A 19,344-nucleotide genomic window follows, 5' to 3' on the forward strand; every position below is an offset into this window, starting at 1 on the left:
GGGATCGGTGGCTGCGCCGGCGCCGGCGCAGCCGACGCGGCGGGTGCTGGTCGGTTATCTGCCGGTGTATCTGTTCCTGTTCATGGTCGGCGCCGAGATGTACCTGGTGTCGCCGCTGTTGCCGGAGGTGGCTGCCGACCTGGGGGTCTCGGTGACCTCGGCGGCGCACCTGGTGACCGCGTATGTGCTGGTGCAGGCCGTTGCCGGGCCGTTTCTGGGGTTGGCCTATCCGCGGCTGGGGCCGGCGGTGTTGGTCGGGGTCGGCACGGTGCTGTTCGTGGCGGGGAATGTGATCGCCGCACTGACCGGGGACTTCGTGCTGTTGATCGGGTCGCGGGCGATCGCCGGGTTCGGGGTGGCCATGGCGGGTCCGGCGATCTGGACGTGGATCGTGGCCACCGCGCCGGAGGCGGTGCGGGGTACGGCGATGGGCGCGGGGATGGCGGCGTTCGCGCTCGGCCAGGTGTTGGGCGTGCCGCTGGGCGGGTTCGTCGCGGATGTGGCCGGGTGGCATTGGGCGTTCGCGCTGCTGGGGGCGGGAGCGGTGGTGGTATTGCCGGTGTTGGTGTACGGGTTGCGCGGTGCCGACTTCCGACCTGCGCCGTCGGTGCCGGGGGCGGGGTTGCGGGCGCTGTCGAAGGTGTGGACGTACCGGTCGCTGCGGCGGACGTTGGCGATCACGTTCGCGTTCCATGCCGCGAACCTGGGCGCGTACACGTACCTGGCGGACGTCCTCGACACCCGCTACGAGCTGTCCGCCACCGCGCTGGGATCGGTCGGACTGCTCAGTGGGCTGGGCATGTTCGTCGGCGCGGCGCTGGGTGGGCGAGCGGGGGACGCGGCCCGGGCGCGTGGCCGTACCGAGAGCCGACTGCTGCCGGTATGGACCGTCGTGCTGCTGATCGCGCTGTTGATCGCGGTGGGTGCCCGGCCGTTGTGGCTCAACCTGGCGGCGATCCTGGTGTGGTTCCTCGCGGCGGGCGCGTTCGACACGAACCAGCAGACGCTGGTGGCCGCGCAGGCACCGGGGTTCACGGCGGTGGCGCTGTCGTGGAACCTGGCCGTCCTGTACGGCGCGACATCGTGGGGGGTGTGGCTGATGGGGCAGGGGGACGACCGTACCCGAGCGGTGGTGGTGGCGGGCGGGGTGATGGCCGCACTCGCGGCGGGGGGCTCGATCGCGGCGATGCGCGGCGGCGGGCGCGAGGCCGAGGGTGGGGCCGGGCGCGAGGCCGGGGGTGGGGCCGAGTGAGACAATGCCTGCCGGCCACAGGGGCCGTACCGTACCGTCGGGTCGAGCAGGTCCGGCGGGTCGAGCACGTCGCGCGTTTCGCGCACGTCGAGCCGGAAGCCGCATGGTCAATCACTCGTCACCCATCCCGCTGTACCACCAGATCGCGAGCATCCTGCGCGAACGTATCCTCGACGGCGACTACCCGCCGGAGCACCAACTCGCCCCGGAGCAGGATCTCGCGAAGCAGTTCGGGGTCAGCCGCGCGACCATCCGCCAAGCCGTCCTGGAACTCGCCGACGCGGGACTGCTGGCCCGCCGGCACGGCCGTGGCACCTTCGTCCTGGACGTGGCCCGGAAGCCGCAACGCTACGTCTTCCACGGCGACATGCACGACCTGCTCACCGCCGCGTCCGCCAACACCCACACGGTCCGCGAACTGACGTTGGCCCACCGCCGCGAACTCCCGCCGGCGGTGGCCCGCGCCCTGGAACTGCCGGACGGGCGAGGCACGATCGTCGAACGGGTCATGGATGCGGCGGACGCCCCCTTCGCGTACCACCGCAACTACCTCCCCGACGCCTACGGCCGCCTGCTGTCCCGCCGCCGGCTCAAATCCGTCGGAGTGCTCCACCTCCTCAAGGAATCCGGCGTGCGCCTGACCCGAGCCCGGCAGACCATCCTGGCCCGCACCGCCGAACCCGACATCGGCGACCGCCTGTCCATCGGCCACGGCGGCGCGGTCCTGTACACCGAACGTATCGTCCGCACCGAATCCGGCACGCCGGTGGAGATCGCCCACTCCTGGTATCCGGCCGCCAGCCACGGCTACACGGTCGACTTCGCCACGGCGGACGGCGCGGATGCGGACCGACCGGGCGGGGTTTGACCGGGCGGGGCGTGACCGGGCGGGGCGTGACCGGGCGGGGTTTGACCGGCCGCCCGGCGCGGGTCGGCAGCCGAGACGGGTCAGAGCGCCGCGCCGATGAGCAGCGACAGGTCGATGAGGCGGTTGGCGTAGCCCCATTCGTTGTCGTACCAGCCGACCACTTTGACCTGGGGGCCCTGGACGCGCGTGAGTTCGGCGTCGAAGATGCACGAGGCCGGGTCTCCGGCGATGTCGGAGCTGACGATCGGTGCCTCGGTGTACGACAGCAGTCCGCGGTATGGGCCCGCGGCGGCCGCCGCGTACGCCTCGTTGATCTCCGCGACGCTCGTACGCCGGCTCGTGACGACCGTGAGGTCGGTGACCGAGCCGGTGGGCACCGGTACGCGCAGGGCGAACGCGTCCAGGCGGCCGCGGAGTTCGGGAAGGACCAGACCGATCGCCTTGGCCGCGCCGCTGGAGGTGGGCGTGATGTTGAGGGCTGCGGCCCGGGCGCGGCGGAGGTCGCCGTGCGGCGCGTCCAGGAGGTTCTGGTCCTGGGTGTACGCGTGGACGGTGGTCATCATGCCGGAGTCGATGCCCACCGCCTCGTGGAGCACTTTGGCCAGTACGCCGAGGCAGTTGGTGGTGCAGGACGCGTTCGAGACGACGGTGTGGCGCTCCGGGTCGTAGGTGTCCTCGTTGACGCCGAGCACGATGGTGACGTCCTCGCCGGTGGCGGGCGCGGCGATGACGACCTTCCTCGCGCCGCCGTCGACGTGCGACCGGGCCCTGGCGGCGTCGGTGAACACGCCGGTCGACTCGATGACGACGTCCACGCCGAGGTCGCCCCAGGGGAGTCGGGCGGGGTCGCGTTCGGCGAGGACGGTGACGGCGCGGCCGTCGACGCGTATCTTTCCGGGCTCGGCGGCGATCTCGCCCGGGAACCGGCCGAGGGTCGAGTCATACGCCAGCAGGTGGGCCATCGTGGCCACGTCGCCGAGGTCGTTGACCGCGACGATCTCGAGGTCCGCCTCGCGTGCGGCGGCGGCCCGGAAGACGTTGCGGCCGATGCGTCCGAAGCCGTTGATTCCGATGCGAACTGTCATGGGATGCGCCTCTCGTCGGGTCTTCGGGTATCGGGCGTGCCGGAATCGCGGCGGCCGTCGTGGCGGCCGGCACGACAACAGCATAAGCAACTTACATAAATCCGCGATACAATTCCGGGCGTGGACCAGACCCCGCACGCAGACCCCACAGACCCCGCAGACCCCGCAGACTTCGACGTGGATGCCTTCATCACCTCGCTGGAGGACTTCAACCGCTTCTACATCCGGCTCCCGGTGCTGGAGCAACTGCCGTTCACGACGCTGTCCGTGCTGGACACCCTCGCGTCTCGCGACACCCCCATGCGGCTCACCGAGCTGACCGGGACCGAGCAGCTCACCCAGCCCGCCATCACCCAGTTGGTCACCCGCCTGGAGCGGGACGAACTGGTCGAGCGGCGCCCCGATCCCACCGACGGGCGCGCCGTGCTCGTACACATCACCGAGGCGGGACGCCGGGTCGGCCGCTCTCGCCGTGCGGACCGGGCGCGCCACCTCACCCCGCTCCTGGCCCGGCTCACCCCCGAGCAACGTGCCGCGATCACCGAGGCGCTGCCCGTGCTCTCCCGGTTGGCCGAACTCGGCCGGAACACGCCGTAGCCGCCCGGCCGTTCGGCCCGCGCCCGACCCGTGCGTGGTTCCCGCGCCGCACGCGCTCTTGGCTCGCGTGGTCAGTGGGGATCGGCCGGCCGGCCGAGGGCTCGGAAGACTGCGACGGGGTCGAGGTAGTCGCGCCAGTGCGTCACTTGGCGGTCCTTGATGGTGATCACCGAGACGAAGTGGTTGTCGTACGGGAGCCCGGTGCGGACGGCATGCCCGTGCACGGCGTACTCCAGGACGACCACGGACGTGTCGGGGTCCCGGTGGACGGCGAGTTCGTCCGCGCCGGCCAGGACGATCGTGTCGCCGTAGCCGCGGTACAGGTCGGCGACCGCCCGGCGGCCCCGGACTCGGCGCGGGTATCCGGGGACGGAGACCACGTACTCGACCACGACCTCCTCGGCCAGGAGGTCGAAGAAGTGATCGCCGTCGACCAGACCCGCGAGGCCCTCCCGGATGATCCGGAAGAACGGGTCGAGGGCCGCGAAATCCTCGAGGTTGTCGATGGACATTGGTCACGCACCCGCCGTTGCGGTCCAGGTGTGGGCGTTGTTCACGGGGCTCGTTCCAGGACGAGGACGGCGTTGTGTCCGCCGAAGCCATAGGAGTTGGTGGTGAGGGCGTCGACGCGGCACGGCCGTGGGGTTTTGCTGACGACGTCGAGGTCGATGTCGGGGTCGAGCCGGTCGAGGTTGGCGGTGGGCGGGATGGCCTGGTGTTGGAGGGTGAGGACGCCGAGTGCCGCCTCGATGGCGCCGGCGGCACCGAGGGTGTGTCCGGTGGTGCCCTTGGCGGAGGTGACGGCGGGCGGGTGGCCGTGGAAGAGGCGTCGCAGGGTGGCGCCTTCGACGCGGTCGTTCATGGGGGTGCCGGTGCCGTGCGCGTTGACATGGTGGATGTCGGTGACGCTCAGGTCGGCGTCGGCGAGTGCGGCGGTGAACGCCCGTTCGATGCCGAGGCCGGTGGGGTGTGGCGCGGCGTAGTGGTGGCCGTCGCTGGAGGCGCCGTAGCCGCTGAAGTAGGCGCGCACGGGGGCCCGGCGCGCGGCCGCGTCCCGGGCCCGTTCGAGGACGAGGAGGCCGGCGCCTTCGGCGAGGACGAAGCCGTCGCGGTCGACGTCGAATGGCCGACTCGCGCCGCGCGGGTCGTGGAGGCGGCTGGACAGGGCGCCCATCCGGGAGAAGCCGAGTGAACTCAGCGGATGGCAGGGGGCCTCGACGCCGCCGGCCACGGCGATGTCGCAGCGGTCGGCGATGAGCAGGTCCCTGGCGACGCCGAGCGCGGTCGCGCCGGAGGCGCAGGCAGTGCTGACGGCCAGGCTCGGGCCGTGGATGTGCAGGGCGATGCTGATCTCCGCAGCGGCCGCGTTGCTGGTCGAGCGGGGGATCGTCAGCGGGGAGACCGTCGCGTGGTCGTGTTCGAGGACTTTGCGGGAGGCGGCGAAGATGCTGTCCCGGCTCTCGGTGCCGACGCCCACCACCACCGCGACGCGGGCGCCGTCCCAGGAGGTGGGGTCGAGGCCGGCGTCGGCGACGGCCTGGTGGGCGGCGGCGAGCGCGAGGTGGGAGAAGCGGTCCATGCGCCAGACGTCGCGACCGAGCAGGGCCTTGGCATCGAAGTCCGGGACGCGGCAGGTGATCGGGACGGGGACGTCGCCCAGGGACGGGTCGATGGCGGCCGTGGGGGTGGCGGAGCAGACGGTGTGCCAGGTGGAGGCGGTGTCGATGCCACCGGGGGTGAGCAGCCCGATGCCGGTGATGGCGATGCGTCGGGTACTCATGCGGTGGCGACGGGGTCGGTCGTGGTGGAGCGCGGGGCCGGTACGCCCGTCTGGGCGGCCTCGACGGCGGCCACGGCCTCGGCGATGGTGGTGTCGGCACCCTGGAGGGTGCTGTCCGTAGGGACGCGCAGGCCGAGTTCCTCCTCGAGGACGCACAGGAGTTCGATGGTGCCCAGGGAGTCCAGACCCAGGTCTTCGAAGGTGGTGTCCGGTGTGATGGTCTCCCCCTCGAGGTTGAAGTGCTTGGTGAGCTTGTCCGTGATGGGGCCGTACAGGGAGCTCATTGGTATTCCTTCGGTGAGGTGGTGGTGGTGACGTCGGGTCTGGGGGACGGGTGGCGGGTCGGGCGCGGCACTGGTGCCGGGCGCGGTACTAGAGCCTGAGGACGACGAGTCCGGCGCTGCTGCCCGCGGCGAGGCCGACCAGGGCGACGAGGTCGCCGGGTTGCGCGAGTCCGCTCTCCAGGGCGATGGAGAGTTGGAGCGGCAGGGAGGCGGACGCGACGTTGCCGTGTTCGGTCACGGTGACCACGAGCTTGTCGCGGGGTACACCGATCTCGGGGCCGCACATGGTCTCGACGTCGGCCAGGGAGACCTGGTGCACGCCGATGAAGGCCAGGTCGTCGACTCCCAGCGCGAGTTCGTCCAGGAGCGGCAAAACCCGGGTGGTCAGCAGCCGGATGCTGTCGCGCATCCGGGTGCTCTCCATCCGGAAGTAGGCGGCTCCGGGGTCCGAGGTGCCGCGAGCGGCGATGGTTCCGCCGGTGCGGACGGTGGCGGCCGGCCAACACGTGGAGTCGGCGGCGAATCGGCCGCCCAGCACGCCGGGACCGAGCGGGTCGTCTCGGGTCTCCCGGGCGACCAGGAGCAGGGCGCAACCGGCATCGGAGAAGCCGTAGGAGGGCAGTGCCCGGGCGAAGCTGTGCGCGTCGGGGAGGTCGAGGCGGGTGTAGAGCGAGGGGGCTTCGCCGCAGGTGATCAGGACGGTGCGGTACTGGCGGGTTTCGATGAGGGCCTGCGCGGTCTGGATCGCGTTGAGGACGCTGTTGCAGGCGTTCTTGACGTCGAAGACCGGGCAGGTGAGGCCGAGTTTGGCGGCGACGATGTGTGAGGTGGCGGGCTCGGTCAGGTCCTGGCAGGCGGCTGCGAAGATCATCAGGTCGATGTCGTCGGGCCCGCTGCCGTGCTCGGCCAACAGCTTGCGGGCGGCGGCCGTCGCGAGGTCCGAGGCCTGCTGGTCGTCGCCGATCAGGTGGACACCCCGGACGCCGGTCAGTCGGGTGAGCAGACCCGGGGGCGGCGCGAAGTCCCCGGCGGCCGCGATCTGTTCCTCGCGCCGGCTCATGGTGACGTACTGCTCGGGCAGATAGGCCGATACGCCCGCGAACTGGGCTCGGACGTGTGACATGCGCCGAAAGCTAGCGGCGCGGCCCCCGGGGCAGGGTGCCAACGCGCCGATTCCGTGCGGATGTTGCCCCTTTCGGATGGAAATCCTGTGCCGCGCGGTGGACTTGTCCGAAGCCCGGCGGCCGGCCGGGGAGTCGCACAGGTGTGCCCGGGCGCTATCCGAGAACCGCCGGTCACTCGCTCCGAGTCGGCAACAGGCGTTGCGCGGCTGCGGGCAGACCACCGCGACCGGCCAGCTCGGCCAGGCCGTCGGCCATCCCGACCGGCGGCACGAAGCCGAGGTCGGTGCGGGCGGCGGTGAGGTCGAACCAGTGTGGGTGGGTGAGTTCGGCCGCCAGGAAGCGGCTCGGGCCATGCGTGCCGGCGCGCCGCGACAGCCGGGCCCCCGCCTCCCACCCCGCGGCCACGGCGTGGACGAGCGGGCGCGGCACTGCCCGGTGACGGGCCGGCACCCCGGCGGCGGCCAGCAGCAACAGTGCCAGGCTGCGCACCGGCAACGGTTCGCCCTGTGCGACGAAGTAGGCCCGGCCGCCGAGGGGATGGCCCGCGTGGAGGCGGTCGAGCGCCAGCAGGTGCGCGTGCGCGGCGGTGCGTACGTGCGTGCCGTCGACCAGGACGGATCCGTCGCCCGGCAGGAACAGCCGTCCCCGGCGGACGGTGCGGACGAGTGCCGGGGTGAAGTGCGGGTCCCCGGGCCCCCAGATCAGGTGGGGCCGCAGCGAGACGGTGGTCAGGGACGGCCCATTGGCGGCCAGGACGATCTGCTCGGCCTTCGCCTTGGTCATCGGATACGCGGCCAGGTGACGCCGCGGGTACGGGAGGCGTTCGTCGACGTTCTCCAGTCCGCCGGGGCGGAAGACGACGCTCGCGGTCGAGGTGTGGACGAGCGTGGGAACGCCCTGCACGCGGCAGGCGGCGATCACGTTGAGCGTGCCGGTGACGTTGACCCGCCGGTACGGACGCGACGGGCCGCTGACCCCGGCGAGCGCCGCGGTGTGCACCACGGCGTCGCAGCCGTCGGCCGCACGGGCGAGCGCCGTGAGGTCGGTGGTGTCGGCCAGGTCGCCCTGGTATTGGCGTACGCCCAACTCGGCGAGTTCGTCGCTCGGCCGGCGACTGATCGAGACGGTCTGCGTGCCGCGGGCGACCAACTGGCGGCAGATCTCGAGGCCGAGGAAACCGCTGCCGCCGGTGACCAGTACCTTCCCGGGGCCCGGAGACGACGTCGACACACCGGATGCATTCACGACCGCACCCTAGCCAGTGCCGGCATCGAATCAGGCAACGACTTCGGCGGGTCGGCGAAACTTCCCACCCGAGGATTATTCGTCCGATCATCCGAGTCGGCCGTGCCTCCCTGCGGGACCTGCGGCAGTCGGAGCGTCTCCACCCCACACCGGCCGGGAGGGCCACCCCACACCGCGTGATCGGGTCGGTGCCCCTTGCAAAGAACCGTCCCCAACTCCCTTTGTCTACTTGTCCCCTGGGTGCCGAAGCCTCAACAATGCGCATGCACGACACAACTGCACTCCTTCATCGTCCCCACCCCCAAAAGGGAACCCCACATGAAGAAGTCCTTCGTCGGCACACTCGGCGTCGTCTGTGCTCTGCTGTTCGCGGCAGCGGGCACGGCACCCGCCGTTGGCGCACGGCCCGCCGACAGCACGACCACCGTCACGGCTGTCGACTTCGCCGGCACGGTGGCGCTGAGCAACTGTTCGGGATCCGTGATCCGGACGCCCAACTCGCAGCCCGACGACCCCGCGCTCGTCCTCTCCAACGGCCACTGCCTGGAAACCGGATTCCCGGCCGCCGGCGAGGTCATCACCGACCAGCCGTCGAGCCGTTCCTTCTCGCTGCTCGACGGCTCGGGCTCCGAAGTCGCCACCCTGAGTGCCGACAAGGTCTCGTACGCCACGATGACCGACACGGACATCTCGATCTACGAACTCACCCAGACCTACGCGCAGATCCAGAGTGCGTACGGGATCAGCGCGCTCACCCTCAACGACCAGCACCCGGTGGCCGGTTCGTCGATCGAGGTGGTCTCCGGGTACTGGAAGCGGACCTACAACTGCAACGTGGACGGCTTCGTCTACCGCCTGAAGGAGGCCGGCTGGACCTGGAAGGACTCGGTCCGCTACACCCCGTCCTGCAACACCATCGGCGGCACGTCCGGCTCCCCGGTGATCGACACGACGACCGGCCTGGTCGTCGCCGTCAACAACACCGGCAATGAGAACGGCGAGACCTGCACGGAGAACAACCCGTGCGAGGTCGACGAGAACGGCAACGTCACCATCCACCAAGGCATCAACTATGCCGAGGAGACGTACATCATCGTGCCCTGCATCGGTGCGGGCAACAAGATTGACCTGAGCCTGCCGGGCTGCTCACTGCCGAAGCCGTAACGTTCGCCCATGGAGACGGCAGCGCCCCGGCACAAACGGGGCGCTGCCGCTTACCGCGTGGCGATGCGGCTTACCGCGTGGCGCTGCCGCTCACCACGTGGCGCTGCGGCTTACCGCGTGGCGCTGCGGCTCACCGCGTCGCGCCGGGGAGCCCTTCCGAGCCCAGGCGGCTCAGCGCCTGCATGGCCTCGCGCTCCATGCGGGAGAGATTGCCGAGGATCGAGCCGGCCCGGACGAGGCACTGCGCGTCGCCCGATTCACCGGCCTTCTTGATCAGTGCCGCTACTTCCGTCCACAGGGTGGCTGCCTCGGCGTACAGCGTGTGGCCGGTGCGCAGGTGGCTGCTGTCGAGCAGATCGGTGCATTCGGCGAGGAAGTCGCGGTAGAGGTTGCGGAACAGGGCGCCGCCGGTGCCGGCCTTCTCCATCAACAGGGCGGCCTGTGGCAGGTCCTGCTGTGGGTTGTCGGTGCGCTGGAGCCACGTGCGGACCAGCTTGCCGGCCTTCTCGATGCCGCGGTGACCGAGGTTGGCGATGGGCGGGTTGAGGAAGGCGTCGGCGCAGGCGGCGATGGCGGGGACGATCTGTCCGTGTGGGGAGGGCAGTTCCCTTGGAGCGGTGAGGGTGAACGATCGGTGCTTCGCGGTCATCGGGCCGCGCTCGGCCCTGGCCCGGGCGAGGCTGGTCAGGCTGGTGGAGACCGCTCCGCCCTGCTGGTCGGTGTCCACCAGGTAGGCCCTGTGGTCGTCGTAGCCGTACATGGCGACGACGTGACCGCCGAAGTGGGTCTTCGAGCCGAAGTAGTCCAAGTGGTAGCTGTCGAGCTGGAGTCCGACGGGGTGGCCGGCATCGATGGAGGCCGCCACGCTGTCCCATGCCTTGCGCGGGGAGGTGGTCTCCTGGACCAGGAGTTCCAGCCCGAGTCTGCCGGCCAGGTTCCTGGTCAGGTCGAAAGGCTTGACCCGTCCCCCGAGGAAGGGGAAGCCCAGGTTCTTGGCGTCCCAGTAGATGAAGGACAGACCCGAGCCGAGGCCGAACAGCATGGGCTCGGACAGATCGAGTCCTTGGTGCCGCAGCAGCACCCCCAGGGCCGTCGTCTCGCAGTGCTGCGCGCCGCGGGCATCGATGTCCATTACATCTACTACGTCTATTACCGTGGTCATGCCATGCTCTCCTGGACCGGGATGATCAGTCGGGTCATCAGCTCGTCTTGCGGTGCCTCGGCCGGTCCGACGAGATACGCCTCGCGTACCGGTGCTCGCGGGTGCAGTCCGCGCTCGTGGATGGCGGCGAAGAGCGCGTTGTAGGCCAGCGGAAGTTGCCCGTAGGGCCCGATGTGCACGGTCTCGGCGACGAGTCCACCGGGCAGCACCTCGAATTCCAGTTCCAGGCCGGGCATGTCTTCCCCCTGCGGGGTCTGCGCTCCGACGGCGATCTGCATCCGCTCTTCGAGGTCCAGCGGGTACAGCCCCCACAGCGGCGGCCCCCATGGGATTCCCGTCTTGCCCAGCACTGGCAGCAGTCGGCCCACGCATTCCTCGACCTTGGTGCCGATCTCCGCGGGGGTGCAGACCGCTCGCACCACCGCCAGCCGTCGCTCCGGCTCGCTGCCCAGCGTCACCTCATAGCCGGGCAGACCGCCTTCGGCCAGCCGTTCCAGCATCTCCAGCCGGGCCTGGTCCCTGCTGATCCGTTCGGCCAGCCGGTCCCGCTCGGCACGCAGGATCCCCGCCCGGCGCTCGGGCCCGGCAGCCAGTGCCTGGGCGATCACGGCCAGGGGAAGATCCATCTCGCGCAGCAGGGCGATGGTCAGGGCGTCACGCACCTGTTCGGGTGCGTAATAGCGGTAGCCGGAGCCGGCGTCCACACGGAGGGGAGCCAGCAGCCCCATGTCGTCGTAGTGTCGTAGCTGCTTCACGCTGAGGCGGCACAGGCGTGCGAAGCGCCCGATGGTGAGAAGTTCGTCTTGCACGCCATCATGCTGGACCCTCCCACGGTGGGAGAGTCCAGCGCCGAGCCGATGGACCGACTCGAGGAACGCCCTCCTTGTTGCCGTCGCCGCCGTCGCCGCCGTCGCCGCCGTCGTTTCGAGTATTCGGGCACCGCCGCCGGCAGGGCACGGCACGGCACCGAGACGAACCGCGTCGGCGGGCTACGCCCGCCGGTATGGGGCAGCCGGTGTCACTTCTCGGCCGTGGTGCCGGGTTCCCCGCTGATGGATTCCTGGTACAGGTCCGCATAGGTGGGAGAGTCCTTGACCAAGTCGTCGCAGAACGCGGCGACGTCGTCGCCGATCAGTTCCAGGACCCCCTTGCCCGCGGCGACGCCCTCCTCGAAGAAGTCGACGATCCCGGGGAGCAGGGGCCCATCGGGCAGGTCGATCGGTCCGACCTTGAACAGGTACCTCTGCATCTCCTGGTAGACGATCCGGTAGTCCGGCGGGAGCGCCTTGACCCGAGCCGTGTGCGCCCGCCACTGCTTCTTGCCCTCGATGATGTCCTGGATGCTCACGTCAGCCTCCCAGCCGGCTCAATTTCCGTGCGACGTTCCTGTTCAACTGCTCGCGCCACCGGTCGCGATGGGTTCGAGCCCCTTCCCCGCCGGCCAGCGCCGTGCAAAAGCCCGGGATGTCGTCGCCGAGCACCTCGTGGACGCTCTGCCCATCCGCCGCCGTTTCCTCGAGCAGTCCCAGGGCGGCGTCGAGGATCGGCATCAGGTTGCGGCCGGTGATGTCCCCATGGGGAAAGAGGTGGCCCTTGATCTGTTCCCACGCCGCCCGATAGTCGTCCGGCAGGGCCTCGGCCCGGGCCTCGAACGCCCGCCATTCCCTGGTGAGATCGCTGCCGGTGATGGTCTCCCAGAAGTTCATCTCCCGCCCTCCTTGAGCCTGTCGATCTTGAGCCTGTCGATGCGTGACGAGACGTACTGCCATTTCGTCCAGAACTTCGCGAGTTCCTCGCGTCCGGCGTCGTTGAGCGCGTAGAACTTGCGCGGGGGACCGACCCCGGATGGTCGTTTCGTCGCCTGGACGAGTTCGTTTCTCTCCAGTCGCAGCAGGATGGTGTACACCGTCCCCTCGACGACGTCGGCGAAGCCGAGTTCGTTCAGCCGACGGGTGATGGCGTACCCGTAGGTTTCCTCGCTGCCGATGATTTCGAGCACGCACCCTTCGAGCGTGCCCTTCAACATCTCCGTCAGGTCGTCCATCGCGGTTCTCCTCAGCCCTATCGGTACTGCGTGCGACCGAGTACCACTATACGGTACCACCGAGTAGCGGAGGCTGGAAATATCTCCGATGGGCGCGGACCCCATCCCGTTCACGGAGGAGTCCGGCACCTCCAGCGGCCTCCACCCGTTCCAACGCCCGGAGTTCGGCCAACCGCCGGTGTACGCGCGGCCGGGCGACGTGCCACCCCGGGCCCCGGTGTCGGGGCTCCGGGTCTGCCGCGCTTACGACCTCATGGCTCGTGGAGTCACTGCGGGTTGGCACCTTGGAGACCAAGTTTCGGATTCCACCGGGGGCCGGCGTGGCGGGCGAGGGCCTCGGTGAGTTCGAAGTGCCGACCTTCGATCAGTGGGCCGAGGACGCACACGGGGCCGCCGGCTTCCCGGTCCGAAGGAGCCGTGGGTGCCTCACCGGGGTAGAACCATCCGGCGGTGCGCAGGGGGACGACATTGGCGTCGTCGACGAACTGGACGCGCAGTCCCGGATAGACGTACAGCTCAGCCGGCCCGGGGGCCCGGATGGGCTCGATGCCGACCATCTCGACCTGGTCCCAGGGGATGGTGCGGCGGAAGTCGTCGGTGGTCGTGATGCCGCGTGGGCCGATGCGCAGTGACCAGGGGGCCCTGTGCGGAACCGCAAGCCGGTGTCGCCTGCTCGCGAACAGCTTGCGGATCACGGTGAACACCAGGCCGCCGAGGCAGACAAGCCCGATGAACCCCGTGAAGCCGGCACCGATGAGCAAGAGCCGCCCCACGCCGTCGAAGTCCTTCCCTCCCCTGTCGTTGTCGTCCATGGCGCTCCAACGGGAGATCAGGCCGTGGATACAGGCCGTCGCGACCGCCAGGAGAATCAATGTCCAGAGCTGGAAATAGGTAGGGAGGTCGAACTTCGGGCGGGCGTAGTCGGTGATCGGTTCCCGACCGGTCCAGGAGATGTCGAAGGTGCCGTCGGCGGAGGTCCGGCTCCCGGCGCGCGGTGGGGGAACCTCCTTCGGAGCGACCCCGTCGGTTTCCGGTTCCGTGGGGGCCGGGTCCGGGGCGGTTGCCGTCTCCTGCGGGACCTGTGGGACCTGCGTGGGAGGGGAGGTGGCGTGCCCGGATCGTGCCTGCGGGAGTGGTGTGCCGGTTGCCGCGTCGTTGTCGTACGGGGCGACCGGTCCGGGAGCGCTCAGCACGGTGATGGTGGCGCGCAGGATGGCATGGGTGACGGCGGGGGGCAGCCATCCGGCGTCGTCGCCGGCGTCGGTGGGCGGTGCGGGCAACATCGCGCGGGCGGCCTCGGCGGTGGGTCGGGTCGTGGGGTGCTTGGCGAGGGCGGCCTCGACCAGTGGTACGAGTGCGGCGGGGAGGCCGTCGAGGTCGGGTGTGCGGGTGGTCGGGCTCGCGAACAGCACGGGCAGGGTGTCCCCGGGGAACGGGGGCCGGCCGGTGGCCGCGTGGACCAGGACCGCGCCGGCGGAGAACACGTCGCTCTCCGGGCCGACGTCGGGGCGTTCGAACTGCTCCGGCGACATGAACCCCATCGTCCCCACCGTCTGCCCGGTCCGGGTCAGGGCGGTGGTCCCGGCGGGCAGCGCGATCCCGAAGTCGACGACCTTGGGGCCGTCGACGCCCAGGACGATGTTGGACGGTTTGATGTCCCGGTGCACCAGGCCGACCGCGTGGATCCGGGCCAGCGCGGCGAACAGCCCTGCGGCCAGGACGAGCAGTGACGCCTCGGGCAGCGGCCCGAACCGCCGCACCGCCTCGCCCAGGGCGATCCCCGGCACGAACTCGGTGGCCAGCCAGGGGACTTCCGCGTGCGCGTCCGCGTCCACGACCGACACGATGAACGCCGAGTCCACCTCCCGCGCGGACTCCACTTCCCGGGCGAACCGGCGTCGGAATTCGGCCCGGCCGTCGGTCATGGTCAGCAGATGGGGGTGCATCACCTTCACGGCCACGGCCGCCCCGTCCGGTGCCCGCCCGAGGAACACCCGTCCCGTCCCGCCGGACCCCAACACCCCGATCAGCCGGAACCGCCCCACCCGCTGCGGATCCCCACGACCCAACGGCTCCATGACACCCCCGTCTCGAGGCGACGCCCAGCCGCCCGATGTCCGGTGCCGCCCGGCGCTACAGCACATCGCACACCCGGCACGTCCGCAACCGATTCGCCCGAGTCGGGACGAAGACAAGCCGGGAACCTGTCAGGAATCCGCCCGCATCCGCCCGCATCCGCCCGCATCCGCCCGTCGCGGAATCCGCCGCCCGGCGCGCGTTTGCGAACGCACCTTCGCCCCCGGCCGCGTTCGCCCCGGCAGGCGTCGAAGTCGGGCTCGTGCCACAGGCGTTCAACCGCCGGCTGTCCTGATCCGGCCGGGCCGGCCTGCTTAGGCCAAGGACGCTTCAGGCCGGCCCCAAACCCTGGTTTGGCCCATGGCCGGCAGACATGCTCATACCCAACGGCAGCGACAAGCAGCCGGAGGAACCGGGGACAGCCTCACCGCGGGAGGCACCGGATCCACACCACACCCCCTGTGCCTGTGTCCCGAAGGAGCGCTCTGCCATGATCCGCACCCACATCGCGAAGGCCACCGCGGTCGCCGCCCTCGCCGTCACCCCGTTCGCCGTCGTCCCGATCCCCGCCCCGCCGTCCGCCGCCCACAGCGACACATTGGGTTGGCAGTAGCAGCCGGGACCCGGCTCGGGCTCCGCCGGGCCGCAGCTCCGTCCGCTTCCGATCGGACGTCGAGCCGCCACGACACTCCAGCACCGCATCGAACGCCCAACATCTGCCACTCGGGGGGAACACCCATGCCCGCACCCGCCGTTCGCCGCCTCCTCGCCGGCGCCGCGCTGACCATTACCGCCCTGGCCACCCTGTCCGCCGCGCCCGCCGACGCAGCGTCCGTCGCCACCTGGGACAACGTCGCCCACTGCGAAAGCACCGACAACTGGAGCATCAACATCGGCAACGGCTACTACGGCGGCCTGCAGATCAACATGACCAACTGGCGCTACTACGGCGGCCTCGGTTACGCACCACGCCCCGACCTGGCGACCAAACAGCAGCAGATCCTCATCGCCGAGAAGATCCTCGCGGACCAGGGCTACCGGGCGTGGACCTGCTGGCCCGGCACCGGGCTCGACACCGACCGGGCGAACCCCTACCCGGGTGACACACCCGCCCCCACCCCGGTATGGCGCTCCCAGGTCCTGGTCGACGCCGGCGGGACGCTGTACCACGCCACCCGGTACGCCGACGGCGGGTGGACCGGGTTCGGCGACGTTCAAGCGGTGTCGGGCTCGGTGCCCGGAGGCATCCGCGCCTCCGCCGAAGCCGGGATCAACGGCGACACCCACATCCTCGCCGTGAGCGGTGACGGAAAGCTCCGGCACACGATCCGCACGGGCAACGGCTCTTGGGGCGCGTTCGGGACGGTGGACAACGGCCAGGTCCCGGCCGGCACGATCACCAACGTCGCCGCGGCGTCGTTCGGTTCGGATCTGTTCGTCACGGTGGTCGCGGACGGGCGGGTGTTCAACACCGTCCGGCACGCCGACGGCACCTGGTCCGGGTTCGCGGATGTGTCGGCGCAGATGACGGCGCCGATCGGTACGGTGTCGAAGGTCGCGACCGCGAACATCGGCGGTCGGCTCCAGGTCCTCGCCGTGTCCGGCGGCGCGGTCTATCACGCGATTCGCGATACCAACGGGGTCTGGACCGGTTGGAACAACACCGCGAGCGCGCTACGCAACATCGGCCCGGTCTCGGACATCGCCGTTGCCGGAACGGGTGGTGACCTGCAGATCGTCGCCACCGCGAACAACGGCGCCGCCCAGTACCACGGCGTCCGTTATGCCAACGGCACCTGGCAGGACTGGGCGGACCTGGGCAGCGTGTTGGGTCCGGTCACCGTCACCAACGTCTCCGCCGCCAACGTCGCGGGCGAACTCCAGGTCGGCGTGGTCGCCACCGACAACCGGATCCTGCACACGATCCGGCGCACCAACGGCACCTGGGACGGCGCCGGCGCCATCAACCTGTCCGGCGTCACCGGCGACCACACCGGCATCAACCTCACCGGAACCCTCAGCTGATCCGGCACCCCCCACCTCTCAATCGTTCGAAACCCAGGAGAAGTTCATGGTGTCGATCCGTGCTGCCGCGCGCCCCGCGCTCGGCGTGATACTCGCAAGCACCCTGTCCCTTGGCCTGCTCGGTGCCTCGCAGAGCACCGCCTCGGCGGCCGACCCGAGGGCATCCGCACCCGCCTCGGCGGCACAGACCGCCGCGAGCGCGCAGCAGATCACCCGAAGCGAAGTCCTGAACCGCGCGCAAACGTGGCTGAACAAAGGGCTGGTGTACGGAACGGGCAATTATCAGGGATACCGCAAGGACTGCTCCGGATACGTGTCCATGGCGTGGGGCCTGTCCACACCCGGCCCAACCACCGACGACTTCGCGCGTGTGGGGGCCGTCTCGGCCATCAGCAAGTCACAACTCCTCCCCGGCGACGCGCTGAACAACCCCGGCAGCGGCCCATCCGGCCACGTCGTTCTCTTCGCCGGATGGGCGAACACAGCGCAGACCTCCTACTACGGCTACGAGTTCACGGCGTCGCGGAATGTGATCTACCGGGAGATCCCGTACCCGTACTTCTCGGGCTATGGATCCTTCGACCCGGTGCGGCGGGTCAACATCGTCGACGACTCCGGATCCACGCCTCCTGCTCCCGCGGCCGAATGGAAGACCCAGACACTCGTCACGGCCGGCGGAAACCTCTACCACGCAACCCGCTTCGTCGACGGCGGGTGGTCGGGGTTCGGTGACGTGCAGTCTGTGGCAGGAAGCGTGCCGGGCGGGATCAGGTCGTCGGCCGAGGCAGGGATCAACGGAGACACGCAGATCGTCGCGGTCGGCAACAACGGTGCGCTCTATCACGGCCGGCGATTGGCGAACGGGACGTGGGCGCCGTTCGCGGACATCGGTCCGGTCGCCGGTCGTCCGGGCGCGTTCTCCCAGGTTTCCGTCGCCTCCGTCGGTTCGGATCTGTTCGTGACCGGCGTCGCGGATGGGCGGGTATTCAACTCGGTGCGGTACGGGGACGGGACGTGGTCCGGGTTCGCGGACGTGTCGGCGCAGATGACGGCGCCGATCGGCACGGTGACCAGGATTGCCACGGCGAATGTGAACGGGCAGTTGCAGGTGCTCGCGGTGTCCGGCGGCAAGGTGTACCACGCGACTCGCAACACGGCGGGCGTGTGGGCCGGTTGGAACGACACCTCGGTGGCCCTGCGCGACGTCGGGGCGATCTCGGACATCGCCGTCGCCGGAACGGGTGGTGACCTGCAGATCGTTGCCACCGCCAACAACGGCGCCACCCAGTACCACGGCGTCCGTTACGCCAACGGCACTTGGCAGGACTGGGCGGACCTGGGCAGCGTGTTGGGCCCGGTCACCGCCACCAACATCTCCGCCGCCAACGTCGCGGGCGAACTCCAGGTCGGCCTGGTCGCCACCGACAACCGCATCCTGCACACCACCCGGCACATCAACGGCACCTGGGACGGCGCCGGCGCCATCAACCTGTCCGGCGTCACCGGCGACCACACCGGCATCAACCTCACCGGAACCCTCAGCTAGCCCGCTCGGCACCCGTTCCACCACGGGCCTGGGCATCCGCGACAACTGCGGATGCCCAGGCCCACATGCACGTCCGCAGTCGGCCCAGCGGCACTGCGGCCCAGCGGCACTGCGGCACTGCGGCAGGAATGGAATCGGTCGATTACGACCACCGGCGCAGGATACTGGCGCCGCATCAGGCGGCATTGGGCCTTTGACGATCCGACGTAGGCTTTCGTCGCCGGCGATCTCAACCCGGCCGAGGGTGTGTGGTCCCACCCGAAGAGAAGCCGGGGCAATCTGGCCGGGTGTACCACCGTCGTGCTCGCAGCCCCGGCCCGCACCCGACTGAAACGGATGCAATACCCATCCGCCCTCCTCGACGGTTTCATCGCCGAGACGGGACTGAAACTCGCCACGCCATCGTCAGCCTCAGCCTCAGCCGAGAATCTCAGCAGCGGCGCAGTGCCTCCGTACCCGCGTACCGGGCGCTGTCGCCCAACTGCTCCTCGATGCGGAAGAGTTGGTTGTACTTGGCGGTGCGGGCGGTGCGGTCGGAGCGGGACAGTGATCCGGGCTCGATCTGGCCGCAGCCGGTGGCCACCGCCAGGTCCGCGATTGTCGTGTCCTCCGTCTCTCCCGAGCGGTGCGACATGACGACGGTGTAGCCCGCCCGGTGGGCGGCGTCGACGGTGGCCAGGGCCTCCGTCAGGGTGCCGATCTGATTGACCTTCACCAGGACCGAGTTGGCGACGCCGGAGCCGACGACTCATACGTACGCCGGGCACGTCGCGCCGTCCCCCTCCGGCCCGAGGTCCACGTGATCGCGCCAGCTGGGCGGCCGGTTGCCTGGTTGCTCGGTCGGCCGGGAACCCGGCCGCCAGGCCGGCCTCGGCCGGCTCGGCGGCCGGTTCGTTTGGCGTCTGTCCTACCGGCCGCTTCAGCGTCCGTCCCACCGACCGCTTCCAACCGGGCGACCCGCCGATCAGCCGGTTCCCCGGCGGAACCGGGGCGCGAGGACCGGGCGTACGACCTTGGCCGGCCGGCCATCGGGCGGCCTCGACGTCCTGCGAACCCTCCAATGAGGCCAGCACTGCGGCACGGATCCTGCCG

General features: G+C 70.2%; 19 protein-coding genes and 1 pseudogene. 7 read left to right on the plus strand and 13 right to left on the minus strand.

The features are described 5' to 3' along the window. Positions 1-7 precede the first annotated feature (7 nt). The gene (locus tag ABIA38_RS13835; protein WP_424638883.1) at positions 8-1,252 is read left to right on the plus strand and encodes an MFS transporter; all 1,245 of its coding nucleotides are present in this window, start codon (positions 8-10) and stop codon (positions 1,250-1,252) included. A 103-nt stretch (positions 1,253-1,355) separates the two neighbouring features. Further along, the gene (locus ABIA38_RS13840; RefSeq protein WP_424638884.1) at positions 1,356-2,120 is read left to right on the plus strand and encodes a GntR family transcriptional regulator; all 765 of its coding nucleotides are present in this window, start codon (positions 1,356-1,358) and stop codon (positions 2,118-2,120) included. 80 nt (positions 2,121-2,200) lie between these two features. Here the strand turns inward: ABIA38_RS13840 and gap are convergent, their stop codons facing one another. Continuing rightward, entirely contained in the window at positions 2,201-3,205 is a 1,005-nt protein-coding gene (gap, locus tag ABIA38_RS13845) for a type I glyceraldehyde-3-phosphate dehydrogenase (RefSeq protein ID WP_424638885.1), read from the minus strand. 120 nt (positions 3,206-3,325) lie between these two features. Here gap and ABIA38_RS13850 point away from each other — a divergent pair, with 120 nt between their 5' ends. Then, positions 3,326-3,802 carry a MarR family winged helix-turn-helix transcriptional regulator gene (locus ABIA38_RS13850; RefSeq protein ID WP_424638886.1) on the plus strand — a complete coding sequence of 159 codons (477 nt, stop codon included), beginning with the start codon at positions 3,326-3,328 and terminating at the stop codon, positions 3,800-3,802. A gap of 71 nt (positions 3,803-3,873) precedes the next feature. Here ABIA38_RS13850 and ABIA38_RS13855 read toward each other — a convergent pair whose 3' ends face one another. From ABIA38_RS13855 to ABIA38_RS13875, 5 genes are all read right to left on the minus strand, one after another. Continuing rightward, positions 3,874-4,314 (minus strand): nuclear transport factor 2 family protein, encoded by a 441-nt coding sequence (locus ABIA38_RS13855; RefSeq protein ID WP_424638887.1) that lies wholly within the window; start codon positions 4,312-4,314, stop codon positions 3,874-3,876. A gap of 41 nt (positions 4,315-4,355) precedes the next feature. Beyond that, the gene (locus ABIA38_RS13860) at positions 4,356-5,582 is read right to left on the minus strand and encodes a beta-ketoacyl-[acyl-carrier-protein] synthase family protein (RefSeq protein ID WP_424638888.1); all 1,227 of its coding nucleotides are present in this window, start codon (positions 5,580-5,582) and stop codon (positions 4,356-4,358) included. Further along, entirely contained in the window at positions 5,579-5,866 is a 288-nt protein-coding gene (locus tag ABIA38_RS13865) for a phosphopantetheine-binding protein (protein ID WP_424638889.1), read from the minus strand. The genes ABIA38_RS13860 and ABIA38_RS13865 overlap by 4 nt, the downstream gene beginning before the upstream one ends. A gap of 88 nt (positions 5,867-5,954) precedes the next feature. Further along, positions 5,955-6,989 carry a 3-oxoacyl-ACP synthase III family protein gene (locus ABIA38_RS13870; RefSeq protein ID WP_424638890.1) on the minus strand — a complete coding sequence of 345 codons (1,035 nt, stop codon included), beginning with the start codon at positions 6,987-6,989 and terminating at the stop codon, positions 5,955-5,957. Between the two features lie 172 nt (positions 6,990-7,161). Further along, complete coding sequence (locus ABIA38_RS13875; RefSeq protein ID WP_424638891.1) at positions 7,162-8,235, minus strand: NAD-dependent epimerase/dehydratase family protein; 1,074 nt, start codon at positions 8,233-8,235, stop codon at positions 7,162-7,164. A gap of 318 nt (positions 8,236-8,553) precedes the next feature. On the opposite strand from ABIA38_RS13875, the gene ABIA38_RS13880 reads away from it, so the two are divergent. Further along, on the plus strand, positions 8,554-9,399 hold the full coding sequence (locus tag ABIA38_RS13880; protein ID WP_424638892.1) for a S1 family peptidase: 846 nt from the start codon (positions 8,554-8,556) through the stop codon (positions 9,397-9,399). Between the two features lie 130 nt (positions 9,400-9,529). Here the strand turns inward: ABIA38_RS13880 and ABIA38_RS13885 are convergent, their stop codons facing one another. The 6 genes from ABIA38_RS13885 to ABIA38_RS13910 all read right to left on the minus strand — a co-directional run bounded on the left by ABIA38_RS13885 (position 9,530) and on the right by ABIA38_RS13910 (position 14,683). Beyond that, positions 9,530-10,561, minus strand: coding sequence for a BtrH N-terminal domain-containing protein (locus ABIA38_RS13885; protein ID WP_424638893.1), 1,032 nt, complete (start codon positions 10,559-10,561; stop codon positions 9,530-9,532). After that, entirely contained in the window at positions 10,558-11,370 is an 813-nt protein-coding gene (locus ABIA38_RS13890) for a MerR family transcriptional regulator (protein WP_424638894.1), read from the minus strand. The genes ABIA38_RS13885 and ABIA38_RS13890 overlap by 4 nt, the downstream gene beginning before the upstream one ends. Before the next feature lie 209 nt (positions 11,371-11,579). After that, the gene (locus ABIA38_RS13895) at positions 11,580-11,909 is read right to left on the minus strand and encodes a DUF1048 domain-containing protein (protein ID WP_424638895.1); all 330 of its coding nucleotides are present in this window, start codon (positions 11,907-11,909) and stop codon (positions 11,580-11,582) included. 1 nt (position 11,910) lies between these two features. Next, positions 11,911-12,267: a DUF1048 domain-containing protein gene (locus ABIA38_RS13900; protein ID WP_424638896.1), complete on the minus strand. Its 357-nt coding sequence runs from the start codon at positions 12,265-12,267 to the stop codon at positions 11,911-11,913. After that, entirely contained in the window at positions 12,264-12,605 is a 342-nt protein-coding gene (locus tag ABIA38_RS13905; protein ID WP_424638897.1) for a PadR family transcriptional regulator, read from the minus strand. Before ABIA38_RS13905 ends, ABIA38_RS13900 begins: the two co-directional genes overlap by 4 nt. 266 nt (positions 12,606-12,871) lie before the next feature. Further along, positions 12,872-14,683 carry a protein kinase domain-containing protein gene (locus ABIA38_RS13910; protein ID WP_424638898.1) on the minus strand — a complete coding sequence of 604 codons (1,812 nt, stop codon included), beginning with the start codon at positions 14,681-14,683 and terminating at the stop codon, positions 12,872-12,874. A 488-nt stretch (positions 14,684-15,171) separates the two neighbouring features. Here ABIA38_RS13910 and ABIA38_RS13915 point away from each other — a divergent pair, with 488 nt between their 5' ends. From ABIA38_RS13915 to ABIA38_RS13925, 3 genes are all read left to right on the plus strand, one after another. Next, positions 15,172-15,294, plus strand: coding sequence for a hypothetical protein (locus ABIA38_RS13915; RefSeq protein WP_424638899.1), 123 nt, complete (start codon positions 15,172-15,174; stop codon positions 15,292-15,294). 125 nt (positions 15,295-15,419) lie between these two features. Further along, the gene (locus ABIA38_RS13920; RefSeq protein WP_424638900.1) at positions 15,420-16,706 is read left to right on the plus strand and encodes a transglycosylase family protein; all 1,287 of its coding nucleotides are present in this window, start codon (positions 15,420-15,422) and stop codon (positions 16,704-16,706) included. 46 nt (positions 16,707-16,752) lie between these two features. Next, positions 16,753-18,252: a hypothetical protein gene (locus ABIA38_RS13925; protein WP_424638901.1), complete on the plus strand. Its 1,500-nt coding sequence runs from the start codon at positions 16,753-16,755 to the stop codon at positions 18,250-18,252. Between the two features lie 430 nt (positions 18,253-18,682). Here ABIA38_RS13925 and eno read toward each other — a convergent pair. Beyond that, positions 18,683-18,997: pseudogene (eno, locus tag ABIA38_RS13930) on the minus strand (phosphopyruvate hydratase); the annotation flags it as partial. Positions 18,998-19,344 lie beyond the last annotated feature (347 nt).

It is taken from the genome of Embleya sp. AB8 (assembly GCF_049739465.1).
Lineage (GTDB): Bacteria > Actinomycetota > Actinomycetes > Streptomycetales > Streptomycetaceae > Embleya.

Excerpts from the sequence above, each read along its gene's own strand:
- ABIA38_RS13840 (WP_424638884.1), top strand. The coding sequence starts at position 1,356 with ATGGTCAATCACTCGTCACCCATCCCGCTGTACCACCAGATCGCGAGC.
- gap (WP_424638885.1), bottom strand. The coding sequence starts at position 3,205 with ATGACAGTTCGCATCGGAATCAACGGCTTCGGACGCATCGGCCGCAAC.
- ABIA38_RS13855 (WP_424638887.1), bottom strand. The coding sequence starts at position 4,314 with ATGTCCATCGACAACCTCGAGGATTTCGCGGCCCTCGACCCGTTCTTC.
- ABIA38_RS13860 (WP_424638888.1), bottom strand. The coding sequence starts at position 5,582 with ATGAGTACCCGACGCATCGCCATCACCGGCATCGGGCTGCTCACCCCC.
- ABIA38_RS13865 (WP_424638889.1), bottom strand. The coding sequence starts at position 5,866 with ATGAGCTCCCTGTACGGCCCCATCACGGACAAGCTCACCAAGCACTTC.
- ABIA38_RS13870 (WP_424638890.1), bottom strand. The coding sequence starts at position 6,989 with ATGTCACACGTCCGAGCCCAGTTCGCGGGCGTATCGGCCTATCTGCCC.
- ABIA38_RS13880 (WP_424638892.1), top strand. The coding sequence starts at position 8,554 with ATGAAGAAGTCCTTCGTCGGCACACTCGGCGTCGTCTGTGCTCTGCTG.
- ABIA38_RS13885 (WP_424638893.1), bottom strand. The coding sequence starts at position 10,561 with ATGACCACGGTAATAGACGTAGTAGATGTAATGGACATCGATGCCCGC.
- ABIA38_RS13900 (WP_424638896.1), bottom strand. The coding sequence starts at position 12,267 with ATGAACTTCTGGGAGACCATCACCGGCAGCGATCTCACCAGGGAATGG.
- ABIA38_RS13905 (WP_424638897.1), bottom strand. The coding sequence starts at position 12,605 with ATGGACGACCTGACGGAGATGTTGAAGGGCACGCTCGAAGGGTGCGTG.
- ABIA38_RS13910 (WP_424638898.1), bottom strand. The coding sequence starts at position 14,683 with ATGGAGCCGTTGGGTCGTGGGGATCCGCAGCGGGTGGGGCGGTTCCGG.
- ABIA38_RS13915 (WP_424638899.1), top strand. The coding sequence starts at position 15,172 with ATGATCCGCACCCACATCGCGAAGGCCACCGCGGTCGCCGCCCTCGCC.
- ABIA38_RS13920 (WP_424638900.1), top strand. The coding sequence starts at position 15,420 with ATGCCCGCACCCGCCGTTCGCCGCCTCCTCGCCGGCGCCGCGCTGACC.
- ABIA38_RS13925 (WP_424638901.1), top strand. The coding sequence starts at position 16,753 with ATGGTGTCGATCCGTGCTGCCGCGCGCCCCGCGCTCGGCGTGATACTC.